The following is an 18,119-nucleotide window of genomic DNA, read 5'->3' as shown; positions in this document are numbered from 1 at the left end:
GACGGCCTCCGCCTTCGGCTTGCGGGTCCGCGTACGGGTGGCCGGCTTCTCGGCCGGAGCCTCGACCGACGCCTCGGCGACGGCCTCGACGGCCTCGACGGCCTCCGCCTTCGGCTTGCGGGTCCGGGTGCGGCGCGGCTTGTCCTCGGCCACCGGTTCGGCGACGGCCACGGTGGCCTCGTCCACCGGAGCAGCCTCGACCACGGCCTCGGTCGCCACCACGGCGGCCTCGACCGCGGCGGCAGCACCGCGCGAACGGCGGCGACGACGGCGCGGCGCGGCCTCGCCCTCGACGGCCGGAGCCGCCTCGGTCAGGGCAGCGGCAGCGACCTCGCCCTCGGCGCCGACCGCCGCGCCGCGGCGGGTGCGGCGGCGCTCACGGGTACGGCGCGGCTTCTCCTCGACCGGGGTCTCGACGGCGGCACGGTCCGAGCCGTTCCGCCCGCCGCGGCCGCGACCGGAGCGGGAGTTCCGACCGCCGGTCTCGCCGAGGTCCTCGATCTCCTCCGCGCCGAGCCCGGCCCGGGTGCGCTCCGAACGCGGCAGGACACCCTTGGTGCCCGGCGCGATCTTCAGCAGCTCGTACAGGTGCGGCGAGGTGGAGTAGGTCTCCTCCGGCTCGTTGAACGGCAGGTCCAGCGCCTTGTTGATCAGCTGCCAGCGCGGGATGTCGTCCCAGTCGACCAGGGTGACGGCCGTACCGGAGGCGCCGGCCCGGCCGGTGCGGCCGATCCGGTGCAGGTAGGTCTTCTCGTCCTCGGGGCACTGGTAGTTGATGACGTGCGTGACGCCCTCGACGTCGATGCCGCGGGCCGCGACGTCGGTGCAGACCAGCACGTCGACCTTGCCGTTGCGGAAGGCCCGCAGCGCCTGCTCGCGGGCGCCCTGGCCGAGGTCGCCGTGGACGGCGCCGGCCGCGAAGCCGCGCTGGGTCAGCTGGTCGGACACGTCGGCGGCGGTGCGCTTGGTGCGGCAGAAGATCATCGCCAGCCCGCGGCCCTCGGCCTGCAGGATGCGCGAGACCATCTCGACCTTGTCCAGCGAGTGCGCACGGAAGATGTGCTGCTCGATGTTGGCGACGGTCGCGCCGGTGTCGTCCGGGGCGGTGGCCCGGATGTGGGTCGGCTGGCTCATGTACCGGCGGGCGAGGCTGATCACCTGGCCCGGCATGGTGGCCGAGAACAGCAGGGTCTGCCGCTTGGCCGGCAGCATCGTGATGATCTTCTCGACGTCCGGCAGGAAGCCGAGGTCGAGCATCTCGTCGGCCTCGTCCAGGACCAGCGCGCGGACCTTGGACAGGTTCAGCTTCTTCTGCCCGGCCAGGTCCAGCAGGCGGCCCGGGGTACCGACCACGATGTCGACGCCCTTGGTGAGCGCCTCGACCTGCGGCTCGTACGCCCGGCCGCCGTAGACGGCCAGGACCCGCACGTTGCGGACCTTGCCGGCGGTCTGCAGGTCGTTGGTGACCTGGGTGCAGAGCTCACGCGTCGGGACGACGATCAGCGCCTGCGGGAACTCGGAGAGCTGGTCCTCGGTGGCCCGGCCGGCGTCCACGTCGGCGCGCACGACGACCCGCTCGATCAGCGGGAGGCCGAAGCCGAGGGTCTTGCCGGTGCCGGTCTTGGCCTGGCCGATGACGTCATGGCCGGTCAGCGCGACCGGGAGGGTCATCTCCTGGATCGGGAAGGGATGGACGATGCCGACGGACTCGAGTGCCTCGGCGGTCTCCGGGAGGATCCCCAGTTCCCGGAACGTCGTCTTGATGGGTTCAGCGGTGGTGGACAGGGTGCTGCCTCTTCCGTTTTCGGAGGGGCCGAGAGCGAGCGGCGGGCGGGCAACCGCGCGGCTGCGTACGGGCCTGGGCGGCCCCGAATGCAGCTGCGCGGACGCACAACCGTGCCGGTCCCTGCGGCCGGCCGGTGCGCGCGGCCCGGTGCGGGGCGCGTCGCCGGCGGCGTCGGGGAGGATTCCCGTGAGGGACCTGCGCGGGACCTGCGCCAGGGGGGCGCGGTCTCGGCGGCCCTCGCTCGGCCACTGATGCGGTGCCAGGGCTTGAAGTCCAAGCCATGGTCGGAGCCGATCGGCTCTCCGACCGGGCATCCGCGTACGTGAGTACCCGTGCCTCCGGTGCGGACTCGTCCGAGGGGACGGTGCCGCTACGGAGCGGGCTTGCGCGGGCCACCGAGACGGCGGTGACACCGTGCGAGCACGACGGGGCTCCGTACCACCATACAGTCAGGCGACGACTCGAACACGTGACGCGTCTGACATTGCCCCGGGCGACCGGCCCGCGACCGGGCACTCCGGGCGGTCACCCGGGTGCGTCGGGTGGTGGGGCTCCCGCCCGGGCGGGACTAAGGTGGCAGGTCATGGAGACCCATGGTGAGACGCAGGACGGCGCGGCCGGCTCGATCGGCGACTGGGCCACGTGCTCGGCCGAGCCGGGCTACCGCGCGGCGGTGCTGGATCTGCTCGGCGCGCTCGCGTACGGCGAGCTGAGCGCCTTCGAGCGGCTCGCCGAGGACGCCAAGCTGGCGCCGGGCCTCGCCGACAAGGCGGCCCTGGCCCGGATGGCCTCCGCCGAGTTCCAGCACTACCAGCGGCTGCACGACCGGCTCGCCGAGATCGGCGCCGACCCGCAGGATGCCATGCGCCCCTTCGTCGAGCCACTGGAGCTGTTCCACCGGATGACCGCGCCTTCGGACTGGCTGGAGGGCCTGGTCAAGGCCTACGTCGGCGACGCCATCGCGACCGACTTCTACCGCGAGGTGGCCGTCCGGCTGGACGACGACACCCGCGACCTGGTCCTCGGCGTCATGTCCGACACCGGTCAGGCCCAGTTCGCCGTCGACAAGGTCCGCCAGGCCATCGAGGCCGACCCGCGGGCCGGCGGACGGCTCGCCCTGTGGGGCCGGCGCCTGATGGGCGAGGCGCTCAGCCAGGCCCAGCGAGTGGTCGCCGAGCGCGACGCGCTGTCCAACCTGCTAGTCGGCGGCGTCCAGGTGCAGGGCTTCGACCTGGTCGAGGTCGGCAAGATGTTCAACCGGATCACCGAGGCCCACACCAAGCGGATGGCCGCCCTCGGCCTCGCCTCCTGACGATTGTCAGGCCGGCCGGTGCCGCCGCGGTGCGCGGTGGGCACCGGCCCGGTGCGGGTGGTGCCGGTGCGCCGGCGCCCGGCCGGCGGCCAGGTCCGGCCGGGCCAGCAGCGAGGTGATCACCCCCGCGGCCAGCGCCGAGAACGCCACCGCGACCACCGGGTAGCGCCCGTCCAGGCAGAAGTGCGCGACCGCCCCGCCGAGCAGCGCCGCCGCCAGTGCCGTGCCCACGACCAGCGGGCGCGGCGCCCGGAAGTACCCGGGCAGGCCCACCAGCGCGGCCGTGCCCGCGACCAGGCCGACCAGGACGAAGAGGATCGACTCGACCAGCAAGGCAGCCTCCCGGGGGACGGGCGTGCGGCACCGGCGCCGCACTTGTCGCCGTACCCAGGCCCACCCGGCCGTACACGCAGCGGTGCCCCGCTCCCTGAAGGGAACGGGGCACCGGAACGAGCTGCTCGGGCGCCGCCTCAGAGGGTGCCGAAGCCGACCTTGCGGGCGGCCTGCTCGCCGATCTCCACGTACGCCAGGCGCTCGGCCGGGACGATGACGCGACGGCCGTGCTCGTCGGTCAGCGAGAAGAGCTTCGTGGAGCCCTCCAGCGCCTTCGCGACCGCGCTCTCGACCTCATCGGCAGTCTGCGAGCTCTCGATCACGATCTCGCGCGGCGCGTTCTGCACGCCGATCTTGACCTCCACGGCTTCCGTCCCTCCGGGGTTGCAGCCTCCACGCGCGGGCACCGGACCACCTGGAACAGGCGTTCGCGGCGACCGCGCCGTACGGCTTCACCATAGAGCACCGGATCACCGTCCAGGCGAAGGTCAGCGGATCGTCACCGCTGGGCGGAGGCCTCCCCGGCCTGCTCGCCCGGGTGCATCGGGAAGCCCTTCAGCCCGCGCCAGGCCAGGCTGGCGACCAGTCGCACCGCCTCGTCGCGCGGGATCTCCAGACCCTGCGACAGCCAGTACCGGGCGGTGATCTGCGCCAGACCGCAGACCCCGGCGGCCAGCAGCTTGGACTCCGACTCCGGCAGGTCGGTGTCCTCCTGGATCACCTGGCTCACCAGCGTCGCGCTCGCCTCGGAGGCCCGCTCGACCCGCTCGCGCACGGCCGGCTCATTGGTCAGGTCCGACTCGAAGACCAGCCGGAACGCGCCCGACTCGCTGGAGACGTAGTTGAAGTACGCCTCCATCGTCGCGGCCACCCGCAGCTTGTTGTCGGTCGTCGTCCCCAGCGCCTCGCGGGTCGACTCGACCAGGGCGTCGCAGTGCTTGTCCAGCAGCGCCAGGTACAGCTCCAGCTTCCCGGGGAAGTGCTGGTAGAGCACCGGCTTGCTGACCCCGGCGCGGTCGGCGATGTCGTCCATGGCGGCCGCGTGGTAACCCTGCGCGACGAACACCTCCTGGGCGGCACCGAGCAGTTGTTCACGGCGGGCGCTTCGCGGCAGGCGGGCACCGCGCGGGCGCTCCTGCGCCTCCTGGATGGCCGTCACGGCGCTCCTCACTTCGGGGTTGTTCGGGGCTGGCGAGAGGGTCAATTCTACTTTTCGGTAACCGCTCCCGCGTTCGGCGAAGGCGAGAAAAGCAGCTCGGCCTACTTGTCAGGAGCCCACAATACGGCGCTGACCTCGGCGTCGGCAGTGGTACGACAAGGGAGGGAACGGCCGGACCACCCTCCCGTCGCCCCCGGCCGGGGCTCACTACCATCGTCCACCATGAGCAGCGCTGAGCAGCAGGTACGTACGGTCGAGGTTCCCGGCGCGGTGCTCGCGGTGCACCGCCCGACCGAGGAAGCGGGCGCCGACGGGCGCGAGCCCGGGCTCTTCGTGCACGGCCTGGGCGGCTCGGCCGCCAACTGGACCGCCCTGATGGACCGCCTGTCCGGCCTCGTCGACGGCGAGGCCGTCGACCTGCCCGGCTTCGGCCGCTCCAACCCGCCCACCGACGGCAACCTCAGTCTCTCCGGCCACGTCCGCGCCGTCATCGGCTACCTGGAGGCCTCCGGCCGCGGACCGGTCCACCTGTTCGGCAACTCGCTCGGCGGCGCCGTCGCCGTCCGGCTCGCCGCGCTGCGCCCCGACCTGGTCCGCAGCCTCACCCTGGTCTCGCCCGCCCTGCCCGAACTGCCCCCGCAGCGCTCCGCCTGGCCCACCGGCCTGCTCGCCCTGCCCGGGGTGCCCGCGCTGCTGCGCCGGCTGCCCGCGGGCCGGCGCGACGTCGAGGCGGCCACCGAGGACCTCCTGCGGCTGGTCTACGGCGACCCGACCGGCCTGAGCCCGGCCACCCGGGCCGAGGCGGTGGCCGAGTACCGGCGCCGGCTGGAGGTGCCGCACGCGATGCAGGCGCTGATCGGTTCGGCCCGCGGCATCGTCTCGGCGTACACCGAGCGCGGCGACCAGGCGCTGTGGCGGCAGGCCGAGCAGGTCGAGGCACCCGTGCTGCTGGTGTACGGGCTGCGCGACAAGCTGGTCGCCTACCGCTCGGCCCGGCGCGCGTGCGCGGCCTTCGCGGACTCCCGGCTGCTGGTGCTGCCGGAGTCCGGGCACGTGGCGATGATGGAGCACCCCGACGCGGTCGCCCGCGCCGTCCGCGAGCTGATCGCGGGGACCGGCCGCTGAGCGGTCGGGCGGTGTCCTCGGAGCGGGCACCCGAATAGCGCCCGGTAACGGCCCGGTTCGGGGCGAGGTCACGGCGGTTCACTCGTTCAGGTGGCAGCCAGGCATGTGACCGATGGATCGCCCCGGGCCGGTCCTACCTTTCTGCTGCCGGACCGAACAGGTGTGGGGGAGGGCCGCTGACGCCGGGAGCACACGGCGGGCGGCCCGAGCAAGGGTCCCGGCGTACGGCCCCGCGGCTCCCGTGGCCCCTGCTCAGGGGCGTCCGAGGGGTGCGAGGGGACAGCCGGCCCTGACCGGGGGCTGCCGTCACCGCCCCTCTCCGAGGCAGAAGGAGGTCTTCCGTGCGCGTCGCCCTGCTCACCGAGGGTGCCCGTCCGCATCCCCAGCGTGGTGCCGGAGCCTGGTGCGACCGGCTGGCCGAGGGCCTGCCGGAGCACGAGTTCGAGCTGTACCTGCTGGCCGGTCCCGGGGGTTTCGGCGCCGCCGAGCGGCTCTCGCCCGCCTGGCGCGGGGCGCGCGACCTGGCCCTGTGGGGGCGCAGGCCGGGCGGCCGGGCGCCGGGCGCGCTGCGCAGACGCCAGTACGCCGGAGCCTACGAGGAGCTGGTGCGGGCACTGGTGCTCCCGGGGCAGCGGGCCGGTTTCGGCGCCGGGCTCCACCGGCTGGCCGCGCTGGCCCGGGAGGACGGCACCCTGCCCGCCTTCCTGGCCTCCGGGCACGCCCGGCGGGTCCTGGAGCGGACCTGGCGGCTGCCCGGCGCGGACGCCTCGGCCGGCCAGCCGCTGGTCCGCGACGTGCTGGTCGCCGCCGACCTGCTGGAGCAGTGCCTGCGGCCGCTGTCCGCGCCCTGGTACGGCACCGGCCCCGGGGGCCTGGGCGGCGCCGACCTGTGCCACGTGGTCGGTGGCGGCCCGGCCGCGCTGCCCGCCCTGGTGGCCCGGCACCTGCACGGGGTGCCGTTCGTGGTCACCGAGCACGGCCTCCACCTGCGCGAGCAGTACCTCGGCCACCGCGAGGCGCCGTACCTCCCCCAGCCTTCGGCCGGGGGTGCCCCCACGCCGGTGCGCGCCCTGCTGCTGTCCTTCTTCCGGGCGCTCACCGAGGAGACCTACCGGCAGGCGGCGATACTCACCCCGGGCAGCGCCCACGACCAGCAGTGGCAGCGCCGCTGCGGGGCCGACCCGGCGCGCACCCGGGTGGTGTACGAGGGCACCCCGGCCGTGGACCGCCCGGCGGCCGGCCCGGAGCCCGAGCGGCCGACCCTGGTGTGGGCGGGCGCGCTGGAACCGGGGCGCGACACCGAACTGATGCTGCGCGCCTTCGCCCGGGTCCGCGCCGAACTGCCCGGGGCGCGCCTGGTGGTGCACGGCGAGGAGACGGCCCCCGGCTACCGGGCGCACTGCGCGGCGGTCGCCGAGCGGCTGGGGATCACCACGGCGGTGGACTTCGCCGGGCGCCCCGGCTCGCTCGCCGAGGCCTGGGAGGGCGGCACGGTGGCCGTCTTCTCGGCACTCTCCCAGCGCAGCCCCCGGCTGCTCGCGGACGCCATGCTGAGCGGTCGGGCGGTGGTGTCCACCGACGTCGGGGTGGCCCGCGAGGTGGTCGGCCCGGCCGGGCTGCTGGTGCCCGCCCGCGACCCGCACGCCCTGGCCGGGGCCTGCCTGGCGCTGCTGCGGGACGAGGAACGGCGGGCCCGGCTGGGGCTGGCCGGGCGGCTGCGCGCGCAGGAACGCTTCGCCGTGGAGCCGGTGATCAGCGCCTTCCGGGAGGTCTACCTGGAGTTGGTCTCGCAGTACCCGGCCTTCCCCGGCGGCGGGGACGACGGCGAGGGCGGCCGGGCGCCGCGCCCGTTCGCCCGCCCCGCCGAGTACTGGCTCACCGACGGCCCGCGCGGGGGTCGGGCCGACGCCCCGCGGGGCGGGAGCGACGACCCCGGCGGGCAGGACCACGCCGAAGAACTCGCGGAGGCCGTCTGATGTCCGGCGGCGCGACTGTCGACCCGGTGCGTGAAGTGATGGCCGAGCACCGGGAACTGTGCGAGCGCGCCGTCGACCCGCTGGAGATCGCCGCCGGGCTGGAGGAGGCCGGGCTCGGCCCGGACGCCGCCGCGCGGTGCCGGCACGCCGACCTGTTCTCGCTGGCCGAGGAGCTGTACGCCCGGGTGCCCCGCCGCCCGCCCGCCGCGCCGGAGCCGACCCGGCCCGGGCCGCGCCGGGCCGGGGCCCGGGCGGCGCTGACCGCCGCCGCGCTGGCCGTGCCGCCCTGCGCCGGGGTGGTCGCGTTGGGCGCCCGCTGGTCGGTGCTGCTGCCCGCCGCCGTCCCCCTGGTGCTGCTGCCGGCGCTGACCGCCCCGGCCCCGGCCGAGCCCGGCCCGCCGCCGGGTGGCCCGGCCTGCGACGCCCTGGGGCCGGTCCGGACCCCGCCCCCGTCCCCCGGCTCCCGTCGGAGCCCCGCCGCGCTCGGGTACGGGCTGGGCCTGGCCGCGCTGCTGCTGCTCCCGCTGGCCGCGCCGGGCGGGGACCGGCCGCTGGCCGCCGCGCTGGTGCTGGCCGCCGCGGTGTCGACGGGCTCGGCCGAGCGGGCGGCCCGCTGGTACCGGCAGGTCGGGCACGGCCACCTGAGGGCGGCCCGCACGCTGGCCGAGTTCCGGGCCCGGATGCGGCCGGTGTTGCCCGTTGCGGTCGCGCTGCACCTGGCGGTGCTCGCGGTGCTGACGTATGCCGCGCTGGCGGTCCTCGCCGCGGTGGCGCCGCGCCCCGGGCCCGGCCACGGCGGCGGGCTGCTGCACCTGGCCGCCGAGCGGGCCGGTGCCGCGCAGTGGGCGGCGCAGGGCGTGCTGGGCCTGCTGCTGGTGCTGCCCGCGCTGCTGGCGCGCTGCGGCCGGACGACGGCCGCCGCGCTGGGGGCGCCGGCCGGGCCCGCCGCGACGGCGGCGGCGCTCGCCCTGGGCGGCTCCACGCCGTCGGCCGTCCTGCTGGGCGGAGGCACGGTCGCGGCGGTGCTGCTGGCGTACGCCTGGGCGTGGCTCGGCCGGGCCGGCTCCCACCGCTGACGCCCTGCCCCTGCCGCTTCGCCGCTTCGACGCTCGAAAACGCTGTTCGTTCGTAGTTCTCAGTCCGCCAGGTCGTCCCCGACCTCGCTTCGTGGAAGGACGCCCCCGATGAGGGTGCTGCTGCTGGGCGCCGACGGCTTCATCGGCCGCCGGGTGACCGATCGTCTGCTGATGGACCAGGAGTTGCAGGTGACGGTGCTCGGCCGGCGCGACTCGGCCGACATCCGCTTCGACCTGACCACCGGGAGCCCGGGCGCGCTGGCCCGCTTCCTGGACGCGGTCGCGCCGCAGGTGGTGATCAACTGCGCGGGCGCCACCTACGGCAGCTCGCGCACCCTGATCCGGTCGAACACGCTGGCCGTCGCGACCGTCTGCGAGGCGATCCGGCGCAGTCGGGAGCCGGCCCGGCTGGTGCACGTCGGCTCGGCCGCCGAGTACGGGCCGGTGCCCGGCGGGGTGCCGGTCTCCGAGCAGGCCGAGCCGCGGCCGGTCGGCCCGTACGGGGTGTCCAAGCTGGCCGGGACGGAGCTGGTGCTGGCCTCCGGGCTGGACGCGGCAGTGCTACGGGTGTTCGACGTGGTGGGGCCGGGGGCGCCGACCGCCTCGCTGTTCGGGCGGCTCGCCGAGGGGCTGCGCCGGGCGCTGGAGCGGGGCGAGAACCAGGTGCGGATGCCGGACCTGTCCGGATACCGGGATTTCGTGGATGTGCGGGACGTCGCGCGGGCGATCCGGGCGGCGGCGGTCTCGGCCGCCACCGGGGTGGTCAACATCGGCAGCGGGCACGCCGTGCGGGCCCGGGACGCGGCCCAACTACTGGTGCGGGCCTCGGGCTTCGAGGGGGCGATCGTCGAGGAGAACCGGCAGGTCCTGCTGCCCGCGCAGGTCGCCGGGCAGAGTGGCGACCACCCGCCCGGCCACCCTCTGCCGGGCCACCGGGCGGAGGGCCAGCGGCCGGAGGGCCGGCCCGCCCCGGGCGAGCCGGTGCCGTGGCGGCAGGCGGACGTGCGCACCGCCCGGGACCGTCTCGGATGGCGGACGCAGGTGCCGCTGGAGGAGTCGCTGGGGGACGTCTGGCTGGAGACGGCCTGCCGGGTGTGAGGTCGGGCCGGGGGTGTCCCGGGCCCGGAATCCCGGGCGCGGGGCGCCGGGAGCGGCCCTGCTGCCGGTTCCACGATCCGGCGCGGCCCGTCTCGCCCATCGGACGGGCTGTCTCGGAATACCGGAGGGGCGTGACACTGTTGGCCTAGGAGCCACCTGAGTGGCGGAGCAACAATCCCGTCCGAGGCGGCCCTGGGCCACCTGAACAAGACACCCATCGGAGTCCCCGTGTCGTTGCCACCCCTGGTCGAGCCGGCCGACGAGCTCACCGTTGACGAGGTCCGCAGGTACTCCCGCCACCTGATCATCCCCGACGTCGGGATGGCCGGGCAGAAGCGGCTGAAGAACGCCAAGGTGCTGTGCGTCGGTGCCGGTGGCCTGGGCTCGCCCGCGCTGATGTACCTGGCCGCGGCCGGTGTCGGCACGCTGGGCATCGTCGAGTTCGATGTGGTCGACGAGTCGAACCTGCAGCGTCAGATCATCCACGGCCAGGCCGACATCGGCCGCTCCAAGGCGGAGTCGGCGCGGGACTCGGTCAAGGAGATCAACCCCTACGTCGACGTGATCCTGCACGAGGAGCGCCTCGACAACTCCAACGTGATGGAGATCTTCTCCGGCTACGACCTGATCGTGGACGGCACCGACAACTTCGCCACCCGCTACCTGGTGAACGACGCCGCGGTGCTGCTCGGCAAGCCGTACGTGTGGGGCTCGATCTACCGCTTCGACGGCCAGGCCAGCGTGTTCTGGGCCGAGCACGGCCCCTGCTACCGCTGCCTGTACCCGGAGGCCCCGCCGCCGGGCATGGTCCCCTCCTGCGCCGAGGGCGGCGTGCTGGGCGTGCTGTGCGCGTCCATCGGCTCGATCCAGGTCAACGAGGCGATCAAGCTGCTGGCCGGCATCGGTGACCCGCTGGTCGGCCGGCTGATGATCTACGACGCCCTGGAGATGAACTACCGCCAGGTGAAGGTCCGCAAGGACCCGAACTGCGCCGTCTGCGGTGAGAACCCGACGGTCACCGAGCTGATCGACTACGAGGCCTTCTGCGGCGTCGTGTCGGAGGAGGCGCAGGCCGCCGCCGCCGGTTCGACCATCACCTCGAAGCAGCTCAAGCAGTGGCAGGACGAGGAGGAGGACATCTACCTCATCGACGTCCGCGAGCCCGGTGAGTACGAGATCGTCAACATCCCCGGCGCGGTGCTGATCCCGAAGAACGAGTTCCTGATGGGCGACGCGCTGGAGAAGCTGCCGCAGGACAAGAAGATCGTGCTGCACTGCAAGTCCGGCGTGCGCTCGGCCGAGGTGCTGGCCGTGGTCAAGGCCGCGGGCTTCGCCAACGCCGTCCACCTGGGCGGCGGCGTGCTCGGCTGGGTGAACCAGATCGAGCCGCACAAGCCGGTCTACTGAAGGGTCGGTCTGCTGAGGACCGGTCTGCCGAGGGGCTGAAACGAGGGAGGGCCCGCCGGAGACGGCGGGCCCTCCCTCGTGCGTTCCCGCGTGCCGTCAGAGCGCTTTCTTGCGCTGCAGCACGTTGTAGGCGATCCAGCCCGGCAGCACCGGCAGCCAGAAGGTGAGCGCCCGGTAGAGGAAGACCGCCGGGGTGGCCGCCGCGGGGGGCACGTCCGCGACGGTCAGGGCGACGGTCAGGGCGACCTCGACCGGGCCGATGCCGCCCGGGGTGGGGATCGCCGAGCCGGCCGCGTTGGCGGTCAGGAAGACCACCGCGACGGCCGAGAAGTTGATGTCGCCGCCGAAGGCCTGCACCGAGAAGTCCAGGCAGGAGGTGAAGGAGAGGGTCAGCAGCAGGATGCCGCCGAAGCCGGTGAGCAGCTTGCTGGGCGTCTGCATCAGGTCCAGCATCCGCGGCACCACGCCGAAGAACAGCGAGCGCAGCCGGCCCAGCACGAAGCGGCGCAGCGGCGCGACGGCGGCCACCACCAGGGCGAGCACGGCGGCGGTCAGCACGCCGATGATCACCGCGCGGGAGGCGGAGAGGTCGCCGTTGGTCTGGCTGCCGGTGATCAGACCGAAGCTGAACAGCAGCAGCAGGTGCCCGGCCAGGCCCGCCAGCTGGGAGGCGCCGACCGAGGCGACGGCCTGGCCGGGACGGATGCCGGCCCTCTGCAGGTAGCGGGTGTTGAGCGCGATGCCGCCGATCGCGGCGGGGGCGACCAGCTTGACGAAGGAGCCGGCCAGCTGCGCCGCGACGGTGCGCCGGAACGGCAGCCGCTCGGGGACGAAACCGGTCAGGCTCATCGCGGCGGCGACGTAGCTGAACGCGGCCGCCAGCAGGGCCGCCGCCGCCCAGGCCCAGTTCATCTGGGAGAGCTTGAGCTGGGCCGGCTTGATGGTGGTCAGCGCCAGGTAGGCGGCGAAGGTGAGCGCGATCACCATGATCAGGCTCTTCGGCTTCAGCCGCTCCAGCTTGGCCGGCTCCATCGGCGCCTCGGGGGCGATCTGCAGGATCTGGCCGCGGATGCGGCTGAGCAGGTCCTCGCCGGCCGCCGCGATGTCCTCCTCGGCCTGCTGCTGGGTGCGCTCGCCGGCCGCGACCTGCTCCAGCGCCTTGGCCCGGGCGGCGGCCTTGCGCTCCTTGGTCAGCTTGGCGAGGTCGACCCGGGTGGAGCGGCTCATCCCGACCGGCTGGAGCAGCGGCAGCGCCTGGGCGACCCGCTCGGCGCCGAGCACCGCGTTGGCGGTGGCGACGGCCCGCTCGGGGCCGATCCGCAGCGCGAAGGTGGTCAGCAGCTGGGCGACGTCGATGCGCAGCGTCAGGTCGGTGGCCGCGATGTCGCCGCCGGAGAGGTTGACCAGGCAGGCCGTCTTCCCGTCCACCACCAGCAGCGACTCGCCGGTGAGTCGACGGTGGGCGATCCGGCGCTCGTGCAGGGCGGCCACCGACTGCCACAGCGAGGCCATCACCTCGTCGGTGATCTCCTCGTCGGCGAGCTCGTCCAGGGTCCGGCCCTCGACGTTCTCGTACACCAGGATCGCGGCGTCCGGGCCCAGCTCGGAGGTGGCGACCAGCTGCGGCGCGCGGGCGCCCGAGGAGGCCGCCGCGTACGCGATCAGCGCCTCCTGCTCCAGCGCCTGGCGCAGCGACTGGGGGCTGCGGCGCACCGCCACCGAGCGCAGCCGCAGCCGCCGCCAGGCCCGGTAGAAGAAGCCGGAGGCCTGCTGCTCGCGGTCGATGATGTGGACGTCCAGCGGCGGGCCGTCCTGCTGGGTGACGTAGTAGCGGCGGGTGCCGCCGGGGGCGTCCGGGGCGCGGTGGGCGCCGTCCGGGGTGAAGCCGACCTTGCGCAGCCCGATCATCAGGTGCTGGCCGGTGGGCCGGATGTTGGGGGAGCCGATCGCGTACAGCGTGCCGTAGGCGACGGACCAGCCGATCAGCACGGTGAGCAACAGCGACAGCGGGGTGGTGTAGCCGCCGAGCAGCTCGGTGACCCCGCTGAAGACCACCACCACCCACAGGGCCACCCGCCAGCGGGGTCTGCTCGACATGCCGACGGCGGTCATGTAGGCGATCACCGGGGCGAGGTAGCCGTGCACCGGGTCGGTCAGGGTGCCGTTGCTGTCCATCGGCAGCCGGGTCAGTGCCTCCCGGATGTGCTCGGAGGCGCCCTCGGCCACCCACCAGTCGATGCCCAGCGAGACGCCGTACGCCAGCACCGAGGCGAGCACGCCGTCGGCGACCCGCAGGCCGTCGCGTTTGATCAGCCGCTCGACGGCGAACGCCAGCGGTACGGCGAGCACCGCGACGCTGGAGACCAGGCCGGTGATGGTGGACAGCACCGCGGAGAAGTGCGGCGCGTTGGTGGCGATGTCCTGCTCGATGCCGGTGGTGGTCGAGGTGGCGATGCCGGCCAGCACGAAGACGGCGACTATCCCGAACACGCCGGCCAGGAAGCGGATCAGGTCGGACGGGCGGTGCGCGCGGGCGGCGAGCAGCGGCTCGTCGACGTCCAGGTGCGGGGCGTCCTCCAGCGGGTCGTGGTACTCGGTCCGCGGGGCGGGTGGGGAGGGCGGCGCGGGCGGCGTGGGCGGGGCCGACGGCGCGGGCACGGCAGGCCGCTCGGCCGGCTCGGGCGCTTTCTCGGGCGTGGGGGTCTTGATCGTCAGGTCCTTGATCAGGGAGACTTCCGGCGTCGGCCCGTGCTCGGGCCCACCACCGGACTCGCCGTCGGGCGCCGGGGGCACGGCGGATTCGGACTCGTCGGAGTCCCTGTCCACGCCCACGTCAGCCGTCCCGGTCATCTGGTCTTGTCCTCGTATCACCACTCACCGCCCCGAAGATGGTGGCATGTCCCGCGCCCCTGTGCTGGACAGGGGGCGGATCGGGCGCGGCGGATCGTTCACCCGGGGCCGCGCGTGCGCCCCTATAAGGAAGAATGCCCCAGGTGACGGACGTGACAGACGACGGCCTCCCGGACTCCTTGCCGCCCTTCGCCGAACTGGTGCTCGACCTGACCGAGCGGATTCCACCCGGCCGAGTGATGACCTACGGGGACGTCGCCGAGTACCTCGGCCAGGGCGGTCCCCGCCAGGTCGGCCGGGTGATGGCCCTCTACGGCGGCTCGGTGCCCTGGTGGCGGGTGATCCGCGCCGACGGCCGCTTCCTGCCCGGGCACGAACACCGCGCCCTCGCCCACTACAGCGAGGAGGGCACCCCGCTGCGCGAACTCGTCGACCCGCCCCGGGTCGACCTCAAGCTGGCCCGCTGGGACGGGGAGCCCGGTCAGGGGAAAACCCCGCGCGGACGGGAATGACGGGGCAGGATCGTAGGCTCGATACGGGCGGGCCCCGACGGGCCCGCCCCGGCCATGCCCCCCTTGTGCAACCCCAGGACAGTTCGTGAGTTCCCCCTACCGGCTCGTGCGCAGCCCGCTCGTCCAGCCCGACCCGCCCGCGCTGGACGCCTACCAGCGCGCCGTGATCGAGCACACCGGCGGCCCGCTGCTCGTCCTCGCCGGACCGGGCACGGGCAAGACCACCACCCTGGTCGAGGCGGTCGCCCGGCGCGTCCAGGACGGCACCGACCCCGAGAAGATCCTCGTCCTCACCTTCAGCCGCAAGGCCGCGATGGAACTGCGCGACCGGATGTCCGGCCGCCTCGGCACCGCCGCCGCCCCCCAGGCGACCACCTTCCACTCCTTCTGCTACGCCCTGCTGCGCGCCCACCAGGACCCGCAGGACTACGCCGAACCGCTGCGGCTGCTCTCCGGCCCCGAGCAGGACGTCATGGTCCGCGAACTGCTCGCCGGCGGCGCCGAGGACGCCAAACTCACGGAGTCGATCAGCAGCTCAGCCGCGGGCACCCGCATCCAGTGGCCGCCCGACCTGCGCGCCTGCCTGACCACCCGCGGCTTCGCCGACGAGGTCCGCGCCGTCCTCGCCCGCAGCCGCGAACTCGGCCTCGGCGAAGCCGAACTCGAACGCTTCGCCCAGGGCGTCCAGCGCCCCGACTGGGCCGCCGCCGCCCACTTCCTCGCCGACTACCTCGACGTCCTCGACCTGCGCGGCGTCCTCGACTACGCCGAACTCGTCCACCGCGCCGTCCTGCTCGCCGAACGCCCCGAGGTCGGCGAGGACCTCCGCCGGCGCTACGACGTCGTCTTCGTCGACGAGTACCAGGACACCGACCCCTCCCAGGTCCGGCTGCTGCGCCAGCTCGCCGGCGGTGGCCGGGACCTCGTCGCCGTCGGTGACCCCGACCAGTCGATCTACGCCTTCCGAGGCGCCGACATCAACGGCATCCTCGACTTCCCGCAGACCTTCCGACAGGCCGACGGCAGCCCCGCCGAGGTCAAGGTGTTGCGCGTCTCCCGCCGCTCCGGCGCCGTCCTGCTCGCCGCCTCCCGCGAGATCGCCCGCCGGATGCCGATGGGCCGCCTGCCCGCCGACAAACTCGCCCAGCACCGCGCCCTGCTGCCCTCCCGCGAGGGCGGCCGGGCCGAGGTCTACACCTATCCGACCCCCGGCGCCGAGCTCGACTCGATCGCCGACCTGCTGCGCCGCGCCCACTTGGAGGACGGCGTGCCCTGGGGCGAGATGGCCGTGCTCGTCCGGGCCGGCGCCCGTTCCATCCCCGGCGTGCGGCGGGCGCTCGGCGCGGCCGGCGTCCCGCTGGAGATCGACGGCGACGACCTGCCGCTGCGCGAGGAGCCCGCCGTCGCCCAGCTGCTGCTCGCCCTGCGGGTCTGCGCCCGACAGGCCACACAGCTCGCCGCCCGCGACAAGCACGGCGACCCGGACACCGCCGAGCCGGACACCCCCGAGCCGCTCACCGCCGAACTGGCCCACGCCCTGCTCACCGGCCCGCTCGGCGGCCTCGACGGCTCCGACCTGCGGCGCCTCGGCCGCGCCCTGCGCGAGGAGGAACGCGCCGCCCTGCGCGCCGACGGCGACCCCGCCGCCCCCCGCCCGGCCGGCGAACTGATCCGCGAGGCCCTCGCCGAACCCGAGCGCCTGATCGCCCTCGACCCCGCCACCGCCCGCCGCGCCCGCGACCTCGGCACCCTGCTGCGAAAGGTCCGCGAACTGCTGGTCGGCGGCTGCACCGCCGAAGAGGCGCTGTGGGAACTCTGGGACGGCAGCCGCCGCTGGCGCGAACGCCTGGAACGCGCCGCCCTGCGCGGCGGCGCCGCCGGCCGCAACGCCGACCGCGACCTCGACGCCCTGTGCGCCCTGTTCGAGACCGCCGCCCGCGCGGAGGAACAGGTCACCGGCCACCGCAGCGCCCTCGACCTGCTCGCCGAGCTCGAAGCCCAGGACATCGCCGCCGACACCCTCACCGTCCGGGCCGTGCGCCCCGAGGCGGTACGGCTGATGACCGCCCACCGCGCCAAGGGCCTGGAATGGCGCCTGGTCGTCGTCGCCGGCGTCCAGGACGGCCTCTGGCCCGACCTGCGCCGCCGCGGCTCCCTGCTGGAGGCCGACCGGATCGGCCGCGACGGCCTCGCCGAACCGCTCTCCCCGGCCGCCCTGCTCGGCGAGGAACGCCGCCTCTTCTACGTCGCCGCCACCCGCGCCAAGGAACGGCTGATCGTCACCGCCGTCAAGGCACCCGCCGACGACGGCGACGAACCCTCCCGCTTCCTGCGCGAGCTCTACCGCGAGGACGTCGACCCGCGCACCGGAAAGGTGCTGCGCCGCACCCCGCCGGTCACCGTCGAGGACGTCACCCACCGCCCGCGCCGCCCGCTGTCGGTCGCCGCCCTGGTCGCCGAACTGCGCGCCGTCACCGTCGACCCCACCCGCTCGCCCGAACTGCGCCGCGCCGCCGCCGAACGCCTCGCCACCCTCGCCACCGCCACCGACGAGGAGGGCCTGCCGCTGGTGCCCGCCGCCCACCCCGACCGCTGGTGGGGCCTGGACGACGCCACCACCGCCCCCGAACCGCTGCGCAGCGCCGACCTGCCGGTACGGCTCTCCGGCAGCGGCCTGGAACAACTGGAGAACTGCTCGCTGCAGTGGTTCCTGGACAAGGAGGTCAAGGCCCGGGGCGCCGGCTCCGCCGCCCAGGGCTTCGGCAACGTGGTGCACGCCCTCGCCGACGAGGTCGGCTCCGGCCGCACCCCCGCCGACCTCGCCGTCCTCATGGCCCGCCTGGACACCGTCTGGGACGCTCTCGCCTTCGACGCCCCCTGGAAGTCCCAGCAGGAGAAGACCGAGGCCCGCGCCGCCCTGGAGCGCTTCCTCAACTGGCACGTCCTGGAACGCGGCCGGGACGTCGTCGCCACCGAGCACGGCTTCGACGTCACCCTCGACGCCGGCGGCGTCTCGGTGCGCATCCGCGGCTCCATGGACCGGGTCGAGAAGGACCGGGCCGGACGCGCCTACGTGGTCGACTTCAAGACCGGCAAGCAGATACCCACCGACAAGTCGCTGCCCGACCACAAGCAGCTCGCCGTCTACCAGCTCGCCGTGCGGGCCGGCGCCCTCAACGACCTGCCCGGCTTCACCGCCCGCCCCCCGGCCACCGGCGGCGCCGAACTCGTCCACCTGCGCGAACCCGCCGCCAAGGTCGCCCCGGACACCCCCAAGGTGCAGCGCCAGGAGCCGCCCGAGGGCCGGCCGTGGATCGAGAACCTGCTCGCCGAGGCCGCCGGCAAGGTCCTCGCCGAGCGCTTCGTCCCGCAGACCGGCGGCGGCTGCGACCGCTGCACCTTCCGCCGCAGCTGCTCCGCCCAGCGCGACGGTGCGCAACTCGTGGAATGAGGGCTCGTGACCGCCTGTCCGCCGCTCCGGTTAC

The 18,119-nt window shown here is 74.6% G+C and carries 13 protein-coding genes; 8 read left to right on the top strand and 5 right to left on the bottom strand.

Annotated features, from left to right (window positions below):
• The coding region (locus tag ABZW30_RS20200; RefSeq protein ID WP_355672496.1) for a DEAD/DEAH box helicase at positions 1 to 1,671 on the bottom strand (1,671 nt) is incomplete at its 3' end.
• Positions 1,672 to 2,369: 698 nt separating this feature from the next.
• Between ABZW30_RS20200 and ABZW30_RS20195 the strand changes: the two genes are divergently transcribed.
• Entirely contained in the window at positions 2,370 to 3,098 is a 729-nt protein-coding gene (locus tag ABZW30_RS20195; RefSeq protein WP_355672495.1) for a ferritin-like fold-containing protein, read from the top strand.
• A 6-nt stretch (positions 3,099 to 3,104) separates the two neighbouring features.
• On the opposite strand, the gene ABZW30_RS20190 is transcribed toward ABZW30_RS20195, so the two are convergent.
• The 3 genes from ABZW30_RS20190 to ABZW30_RS20180 all read right to left on the bottom strand — a co-directional run bounded on the left by ABZW30_RS20190 (position 3,105) and on the right by ABZW30_RS20180 (position 4,590).
• Complete coding sequence (locus tag ABZW30_RS20190) at positions 3,105 to 3,431, bottom strand: hypothetical protein (RefSeq protein ID WP_355672494.1); 327 nt, start codon at positions 3,429 to 3,431, stop codon at positions 3,105 to 3,107.
• Between the two features lie 137 nt (positions 3,432 to 3,568).
• Positions 3,569 to 3,796 (bottom strand): DUF3107 domain-containing protein, encoded by a 228-nt coding sequence (locus tag ABZW30_RS20185; RefSeq protein ID WP_270144341.1) that lies wholly within the window; start codon positions 3,794 to 3,796, stop codon positions 3,569 to 3,571.
• A gap of 134 nt (positions 3,797 to 3,930) precedes the next feature.
• Positions 3,931 to 4,590: a TetR/AcrR family transcriptional regulator gene (locus tag ABZW30_RS20180; protein WP_355672493.1), complete on the bottom strand. Its 660-nt coding sequence runs from the start codon at positions 4,588 to 4,590 to the stop codon at positions 3,931 to 3,933.
• 222 nt (positions 4,591 to 4,812) lie between these two features.
• Here ABZW30_RS20180 and ABZW30_RS20175 point away from each other — a divergent pair, with 222 nt between their 5' ends.
• The 5 genes from ABZW30_RS20175 to moeZ all read left to right on the top strand — a co-directional run bounded on the left by ABZW30_RS20175 (position 4,813) and on the right by moeZ (position 11,272).
• Positions 4,813 to 5,715, top strand: a complete 903-nt coding sequence (locus ABZW30_RS20175; protein WP_355672492.1) for an alpha/beta fold hydrolase — start codon at positions 4,813 to 4,815, stop codon at positions 5,713 to 5,715.
• 341 nt (positions 5,716 to 6,056) lie between these two features.
• The gene (locus ABZW30_RS20170; protein ID WP_355672491.1) at positions 6,057 to 7,691 is read left to right on the top strand and encodes a DUF3492 domain-containing protein; all 1,635 of its coding nucleotides are present in this window, start codon (positions 6,057 to 6,059) and stop codon (positions 7,689 to 7,691) included.
• A gap of 26 nt (positions 7,692 to 7,717) precedes the next feature.
• A complete protein-coding gene (locus tag ABZW30_RS20165) occupies positions 7,718 to 8,767 on the top strand; it encodes a hypothetical protein (RefSeq protein ID WP_355672490.1) in 1,050 nt (349 codons plus the stop codon).
• A gap of 108 nt (positions 8,768 to 8,875) precedes the next feature.
• Positions 8,876 to 9,865, top strand: a complete 990-nt coding sequence (locus ABZW30_RS20160; protein WP_355672489.1) for an NAD-dependent epimerase/dehydratase family protein — start codon at positions 8,876 to 8,878, stop codon at positions 9,863 to 9,865.
• A gap of 228 nt (positions 9,866 to 10,093) precedes the next feature.
• Positions 10,094 to 11,272: an adenylyltransferase/sulfurtransferase MoeZ gene (gene moeZ, locus ABZW30_RS20155; RefSeq protein ID WP_355672488.1), complete on the top strand. Its 1,179-nt coding sequence runs from the start codon at positions 10,094 to 10,096 to the stop codon at positions 11,270 to 11,272.
• Between the two features lie 96 nt (positions 11,273 to 11,368).
• Here moeZ and ABZW30_RS20150 read toward each other — a convergent pair whose 3' ends face one another.
• Positions 11,369 to 14,122 (bottom strand): lysylphosphatidylglycerol synthase transmembrane domain-containing protein, encoded by a 2,754-nt coding sequence (locus ABZW30_RS20150; protein WP_355672487.1) that lies wholly within the window; start codon positions 14,120 to 14,122, stop codon positions 11,369 to 11,371.
• Positions 14,123 to 14,265: 143 nt separating this feature from the next.
• Here ABZW30_RS20150 and ABZW30_RS20145 point away from each other — a divergent pair, with 143 nt between their 5' ends.
• On the top strand, positions 14,266 to 14,634 hold the full coding sequence (locus ABZW30_RS20145; RefSeq protein ID WP_355672486.1) for an MGMT family protein: 369 nt from the start codon (positions 14,266 to 14,268) through the stop codon (positions 14,632 to 14,634).
• A gap of 85 nt (positions 14,635 to 14,719) precedes the next feature.
• Positions 14,720 to 18,085, top strand: coding sequence for an ATP-dependent DNA helicase (locus tag ABZW30_RS20140; protein ID WP_355672485.1), 3,366 nt, complete (start codon positions 14,720 to 14,722; stop codon positions 18,083 to 18,085).
• Positions 18,086 to 18,119: the final 34 nt, after the last annotated feature.

This window comes from Kitasatospora sp. NPDC004669, assembly GCF_040609455.1.
In the GTDB taxonomy this organism is placed as follows: Bacteria; Actinomycetota; Actinomycetes; order Streptomycetales; family Streptomycetaceae; genus Kitasatospora.
The sequence above is the reverse complement of the archived record's forward strand: the minus strand, read 5'-3'. Positions and strand labels throughout refer to the sequence as shown.